Source organism: Isoptericola sp. NPDC060257, assembly GCF_042726645.1.
GTDB classification, from domain to species: Bacteria; Actinomycetota; Actinomycetes; order Actinomycetales; family Cellulomonadaceae; genus Isoptericola; species Isoptericola nanjingensis.
The window spans coordinates 1-11894 of the sequence record NZ_JBHXAW010000119.1 but is presented as its reverse complement, the minus strand read 5'-3'; the positions used below and the strand labels follow the sequence as shown (position 1 = coordinate 11894).

General features: G+C 73.5%; 12 protein-coding genes and 1 pseudogene. 7 read left to right on the top strand and 6 right to left on the bottom strand.

Features of this window, described 5'->3' with window-relative positions:
• The 4 genes and pseudogenes from ACFWEK_RS11555 to ACFWEK_RS11540 form a co-directional block, all read right to left on the bottom strand.
• A pseudogene (locus ACFWEK_RS11555) lies at positions 1–357 on the bottom strand (carbohydrate ABC transporter permease); the annotation flags it as partial.
• On the bottom strand, positions 354–1346 hold the full coding sequence (locus tag ACFWEK_RS11550) for a carbohydrate ABC transporter permease (protein WP_430554132.1): 993 nt from the start codon (positions 1344–1346) through the stop codon (positions 354–356). The pseudogene ACFWEK_RS11555 and the gene ACFWEK_RS11550, both read right to left, overlap by 4 nt.
• 150 nt (positions 1347–1496) lie before the next feature.
• Entirely contained in the window at positions 1497–2402 is a 906-nt protein-coding gene (locus ACFWEK_RS11545) for an oxygenase MpaB family protein (RefSeq protein ID WP_430548181.1), read from the bottom strand.
• Between the two features lie 15 nt (positions 2403–2417).
• On the bottom strand, positions 2418–2801 hold the full coding sequence (locus ACFWEK_RS11540; RefSeq protein WP_430554131.1) for a nuclear transport factor 2 family protein: 384 nt from the start codon (positions 2799–2801) through the stop codon (positions 2418–2420).
• A 244-nt stretch (positions 2802–3045) separates the two neighbouring features.
• On the opposite strand from ACFWEK_RS11540, the gene ACFWEK_RS11535 reads away from it, so the two are divergent.
• Positions 3046–3939 (top strand): HNH endonuclease, encoded by an 894-nt coding sequence (locus ACFWEK_RS11535; RefSeq protein WP_430554130.1) that lies wholly within the window; start codon positions 3046–3048, stop codon positions 3937–3939.
• 225 nt (positions 3940–4164) lie between these two features.
• Entirely contained in the window at positions 4165–5001 is an 837-nt protein-coding gene (locus ACFWEK_RS11530) for an MBL fold metallo-hydrolase (RefSeq protein ID WP_430554129.1), read from the top strand.
• Here ACFWEK_RS11530 and ACFWEK_RS11525 read toward each other — a convergent pair.
• The gene (locus tag ACFWEK_RS11525) at positions 4998–6134 is read right to left on the bottom strand and encodes an FAD-dependent oxidoreductase (protein WP_430554128.1); all 1137 of its coding nucleotides are present in this window, start codon (positions 6132–6134) and stop codon (positions 4998–5000) included. The two genes, ACFWEK_RS11530 and ACFWEK_RS11525, sit on opposite strands and share 4 nt — an antisense overlap.
• Before the next feature lie 101 nt (positions 6135–6235).
• Between ACFWEK_RS11525 and ACFWEK_RS11520 the strand changes: the two genes are divergently transcribed.
• Together ACFWEK_RS11520 and ACFWEK_RS11515 are read left to right on the top strand one after the other, a co-directional pair.
• Positions 6236–6538 carry a putative quinol monooxygenase gene (locus tag ACFWEK_RS11520; RefSeq protein WP_430548174.1) on the top strand — a complete coding sequence of 101 codons (303 nt, stop codon included), beginning with the start codon at positions 6236–6238 and terminating at the stop codon, positions 6536–6538.
• Between the two features lie 4 nt (positions 6539–6542).
• Entirely contained in the window at positions 6543–7733 is a 1191-nt protein-coding gene (locus ACFWEK_RS11515) for an FAD-dependent oxidoreductase (protein ID WP_430548173.1), read from the top strand.
• A gap of 17 nt (positions 7734–7750) precedes the next feature.
• On the opposite strand, the gene ACFWEK_RS11510 is transcribed toward ACFWEK_RS11515, so the two are convergent.
• A complete protein-coding gene (locus ACFWEK_RS11510) occupies positions 7751–8449 on the bottom strand; it encodes a GntR family transcriptional regulator (RefSeq protein ID WP_430548172.1) in 699 nt (232 codons plus the stop codon).
• An 88-nt stretch (positions 8450–8537) separates the two neighbouring features.
• Between ACFWEK_RS11510 and ACFWEK_RS11505 the strand changes: the two genes are divergently transcribed.
• From ACFWEK_RS11505 to ACFWEK_RS11495, 3 genes are read left to right on the top strand one after another with little or no spacing between them, the layout of a single operon-like run.
• On the top strand, positions 8538–9905 hold the full coding sequence (locus tag ACFWEK_RS11505) for an MFS transporter (RefSeq protein ID WP_430554127.1): 1368 nt from the start codon (positions 8538–8540) through the stop codon (positions 9903–9905).
• Between the two features lie 56 nt (positions 9906–9961).
• A complete protein-coding gene (locus ACFWEK_RS11500) occupies positions 9962–11374 on the top strand; it encodes an APC family permease (protein ID WP_430554133.1) in 1413 nt (470 codons plus the stop codon).
• Positions 11375–11428: 54 nt separating this feature from the next.
• On the top strand, positions 11429–11854 hold the full coding sequence (locus ACFWEK_RS11495; protein ID WP_430554126.1) for an Hsp20/alpha crystallin family protein: 426 nt from the start codon (positions 11429–11431) through the stop codon (positions 11852–11854).
• The last annotated feature ends 40 nt before the right edge of the window (positions 11855–11894 follow it).

The following is an 11894-nucleotide window of genomic DNA, read 5'->3' as shown; positions in this document are numbered from 1 at the left end:
CATGAGCTTCTTGAACGGGAAGTCGAGGAAGACCAGCGCGTACGCGCAGGCCAGCCCGAGCGCGACCTTGAGGCCGGCGCCGACGACGGTCAGGCCGACGCTGTTGGCCAGCAGCCGCCCGAGCGGGATCGCGCCTGCGGCCTGCGCGTAGTTGTCGAGGCTCGGCCAACCGGGCAGCCACTGCAGCGGCACCTGGTACAGCTCCTCGGGCGTCTTGAGGCTGGCGAGGAGCAGCCACACCAGCGGCAGGCCGAGCACGACCGTCGCGAAGACCATCGTGAGGTAGCCGCCGACCTGCGGCGGCCGTCGTCGGGCCGGGCGCCCGGGGATCCGTCGGTCGATCGTGACCGCGCTCATGCGTAGTGCACCTTCCGCTGGACGTACCGCATCTGCACCGCGGTGACGGCGAGGAGCACGAGGAACAGGACGGTGGCGACGGCGGACGCGTACCCCGCGCGGCCGCCCACGAAGCTCTCCTCGTAGATCGAGTACATGAGCGTCGTCGTGGATCCCAGGGGCCCGCCCTGGGTCATCGCCTTGATGATGTCGAAGGACTGCAGCGAGGCGAGCATCATCGTGACCAGCAGGAAGAACGTGGTCGGGGTGAGCAGCGGCAGCACGATCGAGCGCAGCGTGCGGGTCGACGACGCGCCGTCGAGCGCGGCGGCGTCGCGCAGGTCCTGCGGCACGGCCTGCAGCCCGGCCAGGTAGATGAGGGCGACGTACCCGAGGTTCTTCCACAGGTAGACGACGATCACCATGACCAGCGGCCACGGGCGCGCGGTGTACCAGGCGGGCGACTCGAGGCCGACCCAGCCGAGCAGCTCCTGCACCAGGCCGTAGCGCGGGTCGAACATGAACAGCCAGAGGATGCCGACGGCGAAGCCGCTCAGCACGTAGGGCGCGAACGCGACCGTGCGGGCGATGCCGCGGCCGCGCAGCCGCCGGTTCAGCAGCAGCGCGAGGCCCAGGCCGAGCACCATCGCGCCGCCGACGGTCGCTGCGGTGAAGACGAGCGTCGTCGTCACGACGCGGCCCGTCGTCGGCGCGGAGAACCACTCGACGTAGTTGCCGAGCCCGACGAAGCGGGCCGACGGGGAGCCGAGGTTCCACTGCAGCGTCGACAGGTACAGGCTCTGCAGCAGCGGCCGGTAGACGAAGACGACGATGAGCAGGACGTTCGGCCCCGCGAGCAGCAACGCCCACAGCAGGGCGTTCCGGCGTCGGCGGGCGCCGAGGCGGCTGCGCGTGCGGGTGGCGGGTGGTGGGCCCGCGGGCGGGGTGCCCGCCCGGGCCGACGGGGCGTCCGGGAGACCGGACGGCCGTGGGGTCACGACTGTGGTCACAGCCGCGACTCTAGGAACCGCACCGCCCGATATGTCCGGGTGGGCGGGGTGCCCGGCGAAGCGTTCGGGCAACGTTCATCGGGGCGGTCCCCGCAGGTCACGGGCACCCCGCGCCGGTCACGCGGACGTCGACCGGGCGACAGGCGGGCGTCAGCCGGGCGTCGTCTCCGGGACACCCGCGCGGGGATAGGCCCGGGTCTTCTCCGAGGTGCCCATCCCCCACCGCACGGCGCGGGTGGCGAGGGAGCCCGCCGGCCCGCCGAGGGTGCGGCGGAACCAGGTGTCGACGTCGAGAGCGTCCCGCGCCCAGGCAGGCAGGGTCGAGACGGCGCCCGCCGCGAGCAGCGCGTAGGGGGGCCGGGCCGCGCGCGGCAGCGGCGGCTCGCGCAGCAGGAACCGCACCGTGTCGAGGGCGGCCTCCGACGCCTCCAGCTCGGGCCGGTAGGTCTCGATCGTCTCGCGCAGGTCGGCCACGGTCTCGGGCACGACGACGGCGCCCAGCGCCCGCGCGACGCGCGCCACCTGCGCCACGTACTCGTCGGCCTCGCCGCCGGTGAGCGGCCGCTCGCCGAAGCGTTGGTGCGCGGTGAGGAACGAGTCGGCCTCCGCCGCGTGCACCCAGGTGAGCAGGTGCGGGTCGCCCGCACGGTACGGCCGCCCGTCCGGCGCCTTGCCGCGCACCCGGTCGTGCACCGCCCGGACCCGGTCGACCATCGCCTGCGCGTCGTCGGCGGTCGCGAACGTCGTCGTCGCGAGGAAGGTCGCCGTGCGCTCCAGCCGGCCCCACGGGTCGCCGCGGTAGCCCGAGTGCCCCGCCACGCCCGCCATCGCCAGGGGGTGCAGCGACTGGAGCAGCAGCGCCCGCAGCCCGCCCACGAACATCGACGCGTCGGCGTGCACCCGCCCCACCGGGCTGTCCGGCGCGAACCAGCGCGGGCCGGGTGTCAGGTGGATCCGGTCGCGGACCGCGACGCCGTCCGGACCCGACACCTTCTCGAACAGCACGTCACCCAGCCGCAGCCGCAGCCGCTCCACGGGGTTCGTCGCCGTCGTCATCCCGTCAGTATCCGCTCACACGTCCATCGGCGTGAGCACCGCGATGCGCCACCCCTCGTCCGTGCGCACGAGCTGGTAGACGAAACGTTCGGTGCCCTCGCCCGGCCCGTCGTGGTGCCAGGTCACGTCGGCCCACACGCTGTGGGCCGTGGCCGCCACGACCCGCACCTCCGACGTCATGCCCGTGACGCCCTCGTACTGGCTCCACGACGACCCGAAGAACTGCTCCGTCTGCGCGCGGCTCGTCACCGGCAGCGACTGCCCGGGGAACAGGATCAGCGCCGGCACCGCGTACAGGTCGGCGACCGCCGACTCGTCGCGGTCCAGCAGCGCCCGCCGGTAGCGGTCGAAGAACTCTGCGGCCACGGCGTCCGGTGCGTCCGTGCGGTCGGTGGTCATGGCGTCACCTCTCTGCGTCTCTGCTCGGTCGGCATGTCGACCGTACGCGCGACAACCGACGCGCCGCCCGCCCCGCTGTGGAGGACCGCACGAGGCGCTGTCTGCACGGGGCCTCGTCGACCAACATCCCCCGGGCCGCCGGATCATCGGCTGACGCGGGACCGTCGGGTGAATTCCTCTGCCACCAGGAGAGTTGCTCCCGCGAACCCTTGCGGCTGAGCCTGCGCGATGGTGAGCTCCTCGCGTGGAGTCGGCGGTCGAGGCGGAGCTGCGCAGGCAGATCATGTCGTGGGTCGGCGAGCGGGCGGAGGCCAACGGCGGCTTCCTGCGGCGCGACGAGCTGCTCGACTTCCACCTCGACGGCGAGAAGCTGCCCGTCATCGACTACTCACGCGGTATCCGCAACCCGGCGTCGTTCAACTCGACCCTGTCCATCGTCAGCGCGGCCGACGGCCCCTACGACGACACGGAGTCCGAGGACGGGCTGCTGCACTACGCGTACCGCAAGGGCGACCCCTGGTCCGGTGACAATCGCAAGCTCCGGCACGCGATGAAGACCGGGATGCCGCTCATCCTGTTCCGCAAGGAGATCGCGAACGTCTACACGCCCGTGTTCCCGGTGTACGTGGTGGACGACGAGCCCCAGAACCGCCAGTTCCTCGTCGCGCTGGACGAGGCGTTCCGCTTCATCCACGACCCCGCCCACCTCAGCGAGCCGCAGCGGGAGTATGCCCGCCGGCTCGCGAAGCAGCGCCTGCACCAGCCCGCTTTCCGCACCCGCGTCCTCGTCGCGTACGAGACGCGGTGCGCGATCTGCGAGCTCAAGCACGGGTCCCTGCTGGACGCCGCCCACATCGTCCCCGACGGCCACGAGCTCGGCGCCCCGACCGTGAACAACGGACTGGCTCTGTGCAAGATCCACCACGCCGCCTACGACCAGAACATGCTCGGCGTGACGCCGGACCACGAGGTTCGCATCGCGTTCCGCCTGCTCGAGGAGATCGACGGGCCCATGCTCAAGCACGGGCTGCAGGAGATGCACGGGCGGCAGCTGACCCTGCCGAGACGGCGTGCCGACCGTCCCGATCGCGATCACCTGGCCTGGCGGTACGAGCGCTTCGACGCGGCAGCGTCGTAGGTTCACGGCGTGACGTCCGTCGTCGAGCACCGGATCGCCGCCGGAGGCTATGGCCCAAGGTCCGGGGACGGCCGGGCGCAGCAATGAGTTTCGCCCCGTCCGCCGGTCACCACCGACACGCGCGACGTCCAGCCGGGCCGTCGCCACGGTGACGGACAGGAGACCGACCATGGCAACCACGAACCTGGACACCGTGCCGTCGGTCGACGGCGCTGGGCGGACGCCGTGCTGACGCGGGTCGCGGACGGTGTGTGGGCGCACCGGAGCGAGCTGCTCCAGAACAACGCGGTGGTCGTGCGAGGCCCGAGCGGCGTGCTCCTTGTCGACCCCGGGCTGACACGCGACGAGATGGAGTGCCTCGCGCACGACCTCCGCGACCTGGGCCTGCCGGTGGTGGCGGGATTCGCGACGCATCCCGACTGGGACCACGTGCTCTGGCACCCCGCGCTCGGCGGCGCGCCCCGCTACGGCACGGCCCGCTGCGCGGCCGAGCTGCGACGCGTGCTGTCGGACCCGGGCTGGGAGACGCGCGTCGCCGAGGGGCTGCCGCCCGAGATCGCGGGCGACGTGCCGCTCGACGGGTTCGGCCTCGTCACCGGGCTGCCGGACGGGACGACGCGGATCCCCTGGGACGGTCCGGCGGTCCGGGTCGTCGCGCACCCGGCGCACTCCCCGGGCCACGCGGCCCTGCTGGTCGAGGAGCACCGGGTTCTCGCGGCCGGCGACATGCTCTCGGACGTCTTCGTCCCGATGCTCGACGTCTTCGACGACGCGAACGACCCGATCGGCGACTATCTCCGCGGGCTGGAGCTCCTGGAGCGGGTGGCCGGCGGCGTCGACGCCGTGGTCCCGGGGCACGGGTCCGTCGGCGGGGCCGACCAGCTGCGCGCGCGGATCGCGCAGGACCGCGCGTACCTGCACGCGCTGCGGGACGGCAGCGCTCCCGACGACCCGCGGATCGGCCCGAGGGCCAAGCCCGGCTGGGAGTGGGTGGGAGACATCCACGAGGGGCAGGCCCAGAGCGTCGCCCGCTGGCGCGAGGCGCGCGGGACGCCCGGCTAGCGCACCGCGGCGAGGGTGCCGGCGTCAGTCACCACGGCGTCGAGGTGGCGCACGATCCGGTGGACGGCGTCCCGGCCGGCGCGGTTGGCGCCGATGGTGGACGCGGACGGCCCGTAGCCGATGAGGTGCACGCGCGGCTCGCCGTCCACCTGCGTGCCGTCCATGCGGATGCCGCCGCCGGCGGTGCGCAGGTGCAGGGGGCGCAGGTGGTCGAGCGCGGCGCGGAAGCCGGTGTTCCAGAAGATGACGTCGACGGGGACCAGCGCGCCGTCGGGCGTGACGACGCCGTCGGGCTCGATGCGGGTGAACATGGGCCGACGCTCGAGCACACCGCGCGCCTCGGCGGCGAGCAGCGACGGCGTCTTGATGAGGCCGGTGACGGACACGACGCTCAGCGGCGGCAGCCCCTCGCGCACCCGGTCGGCGACCATCGCCACGGCGCGCGACCCGTCCTCGGGCTCGAACGAGTCGCGCCACACGGGCTCCCGTCGCGTGAACCAGAAGGTCTGCGCCACGTGCGAGACCTCCTCCAGCAGCTGCACCGCGGAGATCCCGCCGCCGACGACGGCGACGCGCTGCCCCGCGAAGTCCTCGGCGCGCACGTAGTCGGCGGTGTGCAGCTGGCGGCCGCCGAAGGTCTCCTGCCCCGGGTAGGAGGGCCAGAACGGCTTCGTCCACGTGCCCGTCGCGTTGACGATCGCCCGCGCGACGACGACGCCGGACCGGCCGCCGCCCTCCCACCGGACGAGCAGGCCGTCGTCGTCCGCCTCCTCGACGCGGCGCACGCGCACCGGTCGGGCGACGGCGAGGCCCAGCTCGTGCTCGTAGTCGCCGAAGTACGCGGGCAGCACGTCGACGCTCGCCGCCTCCGGCTCCACGTCGGGCTGCTCGATGCCGGGCAGGTCGTGGATGCCGTTCACCGTGTTCATCCGCAGGGAGCGCCAGCGGTGCCGCCACGCTCCCCCGGGCCCGTCCTCGGCGTCCAGCACGAGATACGTTCGGTCGCCGGACGCCGCGCCCGCCGCGGGCACGAACCCACGCCGCCGCAGGTGGTACGCCGCCGACAGGCCCGCCTGTCCCGCGCCGATCACGACGACGTCTGCCGCCTGCGGCACAGCCTCGGTCGTCGTCATGCCTGTGGCAACACTGCCCGTGACGGCGTGCTTCCGGGCGTCCGTGTGGTGTCGCGCACCCGCCGGGCCCGTGTCCCTGGAGGGGACTACCGTCACGACCCATGACCTACGCCAACGTCGGCACGCTGGGTGCCGCCCCCGGGAAGCGCGACGCGCTGGTCGCGCACCTCACGCAGCGCAGCCCGGAGCTCGCAGAGGCGGGCTGCCTGCTCTACGAGGTCGGCGTCAGCGACGACCGGCCGGACACGGTGTTCGTCACCGAGCTGTGGACGTCGACAGAGGCGCACCAGGCGTCGCTCCAGCTCCCCGCCGTCCAGGCCTCCATCGCGGCAGCCCGGCCGCTGCTGTCGGGCGAGTTCGGCGGCTTCCGCTTCACGGTCGTCGGCTCTCCGTTGCGGGACTGACGCGGTGACACGGGGAGAGGGGAAGCCGGCCCGCCGCGCCGCCGTCGTGATCGGCGGGGGCATCGGCGGCCTGGCGTCGGGCGTGGCGCTGGCGCGCCACGGCTGGGACGTCACGGTCGTCGAGCGTGCGACGTCGCTGGACCCGGTGGGCGCGGGGATCGTCGTCGCGCCGAACGCGGTGCGGTCGTTGGACGCGCTGGGCGTCGGCGACGCGACGCGCGACCTGGCGGCGCTGCAGGGCGAGTTCGGCCTGCGCCGCCCGGACGGGGGGTGGCTGGTCCGCGGTCGCGCGGAGGGCGCCGAGTCGGTCTTCGGCGACCGCACGCTGATGCTGCACCGCGCGCAGCTGGTGGGGCTGCTCGTGGACGCGCTGCCGACCGGGGCGCTACGCCTCGGCACGACGGCGACCGTCACGGACCCGGGCACGGCCTCGCGCCCCGCACGCGTCACGACGACCGACGCCGCGGGCACGACCACGGAGACCGACGCCGACCTCGTCGTCGCGGCAGACGGCATCGGCTCCCCCACGCGCACCCGCTGGTGGCCGAGCGCCCCCGCCCCGGTGTCCGGCGGGTCGACGGCGTGGCGGTTCGTCACCCCGCGGGTCCCCGGCGTCGTGGGCTCCGAGATCTGGGGCCGCGGGATCGTGGCCGGGGTCATGCCGCTGGCCGACGGACGCGTCTACATGTACGTCTCGGTGGCCGACGCCGTCGGGGTCCCGCGCGGCCTCGACGAGCTGCGCGCCCGCCTCGCGGACTGGCACGACCCGGTCCCCGCGCTGCTCGCCTCCGTCGACGACGACACGGCGTTGCGGCACGAGCTCCGGCACCTGCCCGCTCCCCCGGCATCGCTCGTGGCGGGCCGGCTCGCGCTCGTCGGCGACGCCGCGCACGCGATGCTGCCGAACCTCGGGCAGGGCGGGTGCCAGGCGCTCGAGGACGGGGTGGTGCTCGGCGCGCGGGTCCGCCCGGACGACGACGTCGCGGCCGCGCTGCTGCGCTGGTCCGCCGAGCGGCGGCCGCGCGTGGCCCGGGTCATGAGGCTGTCGGCGCGGATCTCCGGGCCGACCCTGTGGACGTCGCCCGCCGCCACGGCCCTCCGCGACGCCGGGATGCGCGCCGTCGGCCGCTGGACGGAGGCGCTGGGCGCACGCGCCCTGCGGCCCGTGATGTCCTGGCAGCCGCCCGAGGGCTGACTGTCGAGGTCAGGACGTCACGCCTGGGCGAAGAGCTCAGGCCTCTCGTCCTGGATGTGGGTGATGTCCTGCAGCACGACGCGCAGGTGCTCGCGCAGCTGGGCGACGGCCGCGGGGACGTCCCCGGCAGCGAGCGCGTCGACGACCGCGGCGTGCTGCGCGACGAGGTCGGCCATCTTGCCCCCCTCGGGCAGGGAGAGGCGCCGCGCGCGATCCATCTGCGCCTTGGCCGACGCGACGATGCGCCAGGCGGACTCGTGCCCGCACGCGCGCAGCAACAGCTGATGGAACTCCTCGTCAAGGTCGAAGAAGCGGGAGGCGTCGCCGTCGTGGTCGGCCTCGCGCTGGCGCACGATCAGCGCCCGCAGCTCCGCCACGTCGCCCGCGCCGACGTTCTCACCGCCGAGCTCCAGGGACGAGCACTCGATGGCCTCGCGCACGAACTGGGCGGCGACGACGTCCTCGTAGCGGATGGGGCCGACGAAGCTGCCGCGCTGCGGGAACACCTCCACGAGCCCCTCCTCCGCGAGCAGGATGAGGCTCTCCCGCACGGGGGTGCGGCTGACCCCGAGCCGCGTGCCGATCTCCGCCTCGGACAACGGCGCACCCGGAGCCAGCTCGAGGGCGATGATCTGCCGGCGGAGCCAGGTGTGGACGAGCCTGCGGGTGTTCTCCCCGCGGACCCGAGCGGTCAGGAGCGGCGACGGCGACGACATGGGCTGATTCTGCCTCACGACCGCGATCTCGTGTTCTAGCGCACTAGTATGCTAGCGTCGCGCCGATCCACTGCGAGGAGGCAGCAGCATGAGCGGCACCCCGGCCCGCACCGTCGACCCGAAGACGCTGCGCAAGACCGTCGGCGCTTCCGTGATCGGGACGATCGCGGAGTACTACGACTTCTTCATCTACGGCACGGCCTCCGCGCTCGTGTTCAACAAGATCTTCTTCCCCGAGACGGACCCGCTCGTCGGCACCCTCGCGGCGTTCTCGACGTATGCGGTCGGGTTCTTCGCCCGGCCCCTGGGCGGCCTGGTGTGGGGGCACATCGGCGACCGCCTCGGCCGGAAGAAGGCACTGGTCTTCACCCTGCTGCTCACAGGACTCGGCACGTTCGCCGTCGGCCTCATGCCGACGTACGAGCAGATCGGCCTCTGGGCGGCCGCCATCCTCGTGGTCGTCCGGCTCATCCAGGGCTTCGGCGTCGGCGGCGAGCAGGGCGGCGCCGTCCTGCTCACGGCGGAGGCCTCGCCGCGGGACCGCCGCGGCTTCTACGCGAGCTTCGTCCAGCTCGGCTCGCCGGTCGCGTATCTCATCCCGACGGCGCTCTTCGCGAGCCTGCAGCAGTGGATGGACCCGGACGCCTTCCTCGCCTGGGGCTGGCGCGTGCCCTTCCTCCTGTCGATCGTCGTCGTCGCCGTCGGCCTGTTCATCCGCTCCCGGGTCGACGAGTCCGAGACGTTCAAGGCCGCCCGGGAACGCAAGGCCGCGTCCCACGCCCCGCTGCGCCAGCTCTTCGCGCACCGTCGCCGCGAAGTGCTCGGCGGCTTCTTCGCCAAGTTCGTCGAGGCCGCGATGTTCCCCTTCTACACGATCTTCCTGGTCGCGTACGCGGACAACAACGGCTACGACTCGGGCCTCGTGCTCGAGGCGGTCATCATCGCGATCCTCGTGGAGATCGTCATGATCCCGGTGTGGGGCCGCCTGACCGACCGGATCGGGCGTCGCCCCCTCTTCCTCGGGTTCGCGGTGCTGAACCTGGTCCTCATCGTCCCGGCGTTCCTCGCCGTGCAGTCGGAGCACCTGGCCTTCATCGTCGCGCTGCTGGTCGCCGGCCTGGGCCTCGGGCACTCCGGGACGTACGCCCCGCAGGCGTCGTTCTTCCCCGAGCTGTTCGACTCGTCGGTCCGCTACTCGGGCGTCTCGGTGGTGTGGCAGTTCGGCTCCATGGTCGCCTCCGGGCCGTTCACGGTGGTCGCGACGGCGCTCCTCGTCGCCGCCGACGGCGGGTTCTGGCTCGTGGCGGTCTACACGGCGGTGCTGGTCGTCTGCTCGATCGTCGCGCTGCTGCTCCTCCCCGAGACGGCGCCCGCCCGCCGCGGGGGCCAGGAGTACGCCGACTGGCCGCTCTTCGACGTGTCCCCTGCGGAGCCCGTGGCCAGCCGGCAGCAGTAGCCCGCGCAGGGTTCCCCGGTCGCTGTCGTCCTACGCTGGCACAGTCCCCACGCCAGCTGACCGAGGAGCTGAGTCCCGCGTCTTCCGACCCCCGCCCCACGAAGGACGTTCCCAGCGCTGCTGCGCCCGAGGGACAGCTCCACCGGAGCCTCTCCCTGCGGCACCTCGTCGTCTACGGCCTGCTGTTCATCGGCCCGACGGCGCCCATGGGCACCTTCGGCGTGCTGGACGCGCGCAGCAACGGCGCGGTCGCCCTCGTGTTCGTCGTCGCGACCGTGGCGATGGCGTTCACCGCGTGGTCGTACGCCCGCATGTCCGTCGCCGTCCCGAAGGCGGGGTCGGTCTCCGCCTACGCGACGGCGGGGCTGGGGCGGCGGCCGGGCTTCATGGCCGGGTGGATGATCGGCCTGGACTACCTGTTCATCCCGAGCCTGGCCGCGCTGTTCTGCGGGATCGCCAGCCACGCCCTCTTCCCCGCGGTGCCGGTCTGGGCGTTCACCGGCGCTGCCGTGCTGCTCATCACGGGCCTGAACCTCGGCGGGGTCCGGCTCGCGGCCACGGTGGGGTTCGTCGCCCTGGTCGTGGAGATCGTGGTGCTCGCCGCCTTCTGCGTCGGCGCCGTCGTCGTCCTGGTGCAGGAGGGGCCGGCCAGGCCGTGGTTGTCCCCGCTGACCGGGCTCGACGGGTTCACGCTCGCCGGGACGCTGGGCGCGGTGTCGGTGGCGGCGCTCGCCTTCCTGGGGTTCGACGCGATCGCCACGTTCGCCGAGGAGAGCACCGGCTCCCCGCGGCAGATCGGCCGGGCCCTGATCTTCTGCCTCGTCCTCGCCGGGGCCCTCTTCGTGGTCCAGACCTACCTGGGCGCGCTCCTGACGACGGCGACGCCCCAGGAGCTGGCCGCGAACCCCGAGCAGCAGGGCACGATCTTCTACACGACGATCAGCGAGGAGATGGGGGCGTGGCTCGGCACGACCGTCACGACGGCGCGTGCCATCGGTCCCGTGCTCTCCGCGCTCGTCGCGCAGGCCGCGGTGAGCCGCCTCATGTACGGGATGGCGCGCGACGGACAGCTGCCGGCACGGCTCGGGTCCGTGAGCCGTCGGACCGGCGTGCCCCGCGTGGCGACCCTCGTCTCGGCGGTCGCGACGCTCCTCATCGCCGTGGCGGCGGCGGTCCGGCCCGACGGCCTCGACCTGCTGTCGTCGATGGTCACGGTCGGCGCCCTGACCGCGTTCGTCTTCCTGCACGTCGCCGTGGTCGGCTACTACGTGGTCGGCGGGCGCACCGACCGTCGCGTCCTGCACACGGTCGTCCCCGTCGTCGGCCTGGCGATCGTCGTCACCGTGCTCGCCCTGGCCAGCCATCTCGCCCTGGAGGTCGCGGCCGGGTGGCTCGTCCTGGGCCTGGTCATCATGCTCGTCCGGGGCCGGCGGCGTGACGCGTCCGCCGTCGGCGAACCCGGAAATTGAGTCGGGGTGGCTCAAGTTGAACCGGTCAGCAGCCACTCACCCGAGGAGGACAGCATGACCACCACCCTGACCCGCACCCCGTTCGCCGACGCCTGGCTCCGCGACCTGTGGACGCCGCGCCTCGCCGACCCGGCCCGCAACGAAGGCCCCGTGCCCGCCGCCGACGTGTACCGCGACGGCGAGGACCTCGTCGCCCGCCTCGACCTGCCGGGCGTGAACCCGGCCGAGGACGTCACCGTCGAGGTCGAGGGCCGCAAGCTCGTCGTGCGCGGTGAGCGCAAGGACCAGCGCCCGGAGGAGTCCGAGGGCCGTCGCATCTCGGAGGTCCGCTTCGGCGCCTTCCGCCGCGTCGTCACCCTGCCGAGGGCCGTGGACGGCGACGCCGTGACCGCGTCCTACGACGCGGGCGTCCTGACGGTCACCGTCGCCGGAGTCTTCGCCGGCACGACGCCGCAGCGCATCGAGGTCACCAGCGCCTGATCCCAGGCACGCCACGACGGCGCCCGGTCGCACCCGCGAC

What these genes read in the sequence shown, in the direction of transcription:
- ACFWEK_RS11545 (WP_430548181.1), bottom strand. Translation starts at nt 2,402, where the DNA reads ATGACGACGGCGACGAACCCCGTGGAGCGGCTGCGGCTGCGGCTGGGT.
- ACFWEK_RS11540 (WP_430554131.1), bottom strand. Translation starts at nt 2,801, where the DNA reads ATGACCACCGACCGCACGGACGCACCGGACGCCGTGGCCGCAGAGTTC.
- ACFWEK_RS11525 (WP_430554128.1), bottom strand. Translation starts at nt 6,134, where the DNA reads ATGACGACGACCGAGGCTGTGCCGCAGGCGGCAGACGTCGTCGTGATC.
- ACFWEK_RS11520 (WP_430548174.1), top strand. Translation starts at nt 6,236, where the DNA reads ATGACCTACGCCAACGTCGGCACGCTGGGTGCCGCCCCCGGGAAGCGC.
- ACFWEK_RS11510 (WP_430548172.1), bottom strand. Translation starts at nt 8,449, where the DNA reads ATGTCGTCGCCGTCGCCGCTCCTGACCGCTCGGGTCCGCGGGGAGAAC.
- ACFWEK_RS11505 (WP_430554127.1), top strand. Translation starts at nt 8,538, where the DNA reads ATGAGCGGCACCCCGGCCCGCACCGTCGACCCGAAGACGCTGCGCAAG.
- ACFWEK_RS11495 (WP_430554126.1), top strand. Translation starts at nt 11,429, where the DNA reads ATGACCACCACCCTGACCCGCACCCCGTTCGCCGACGCCTGGCTCCGC.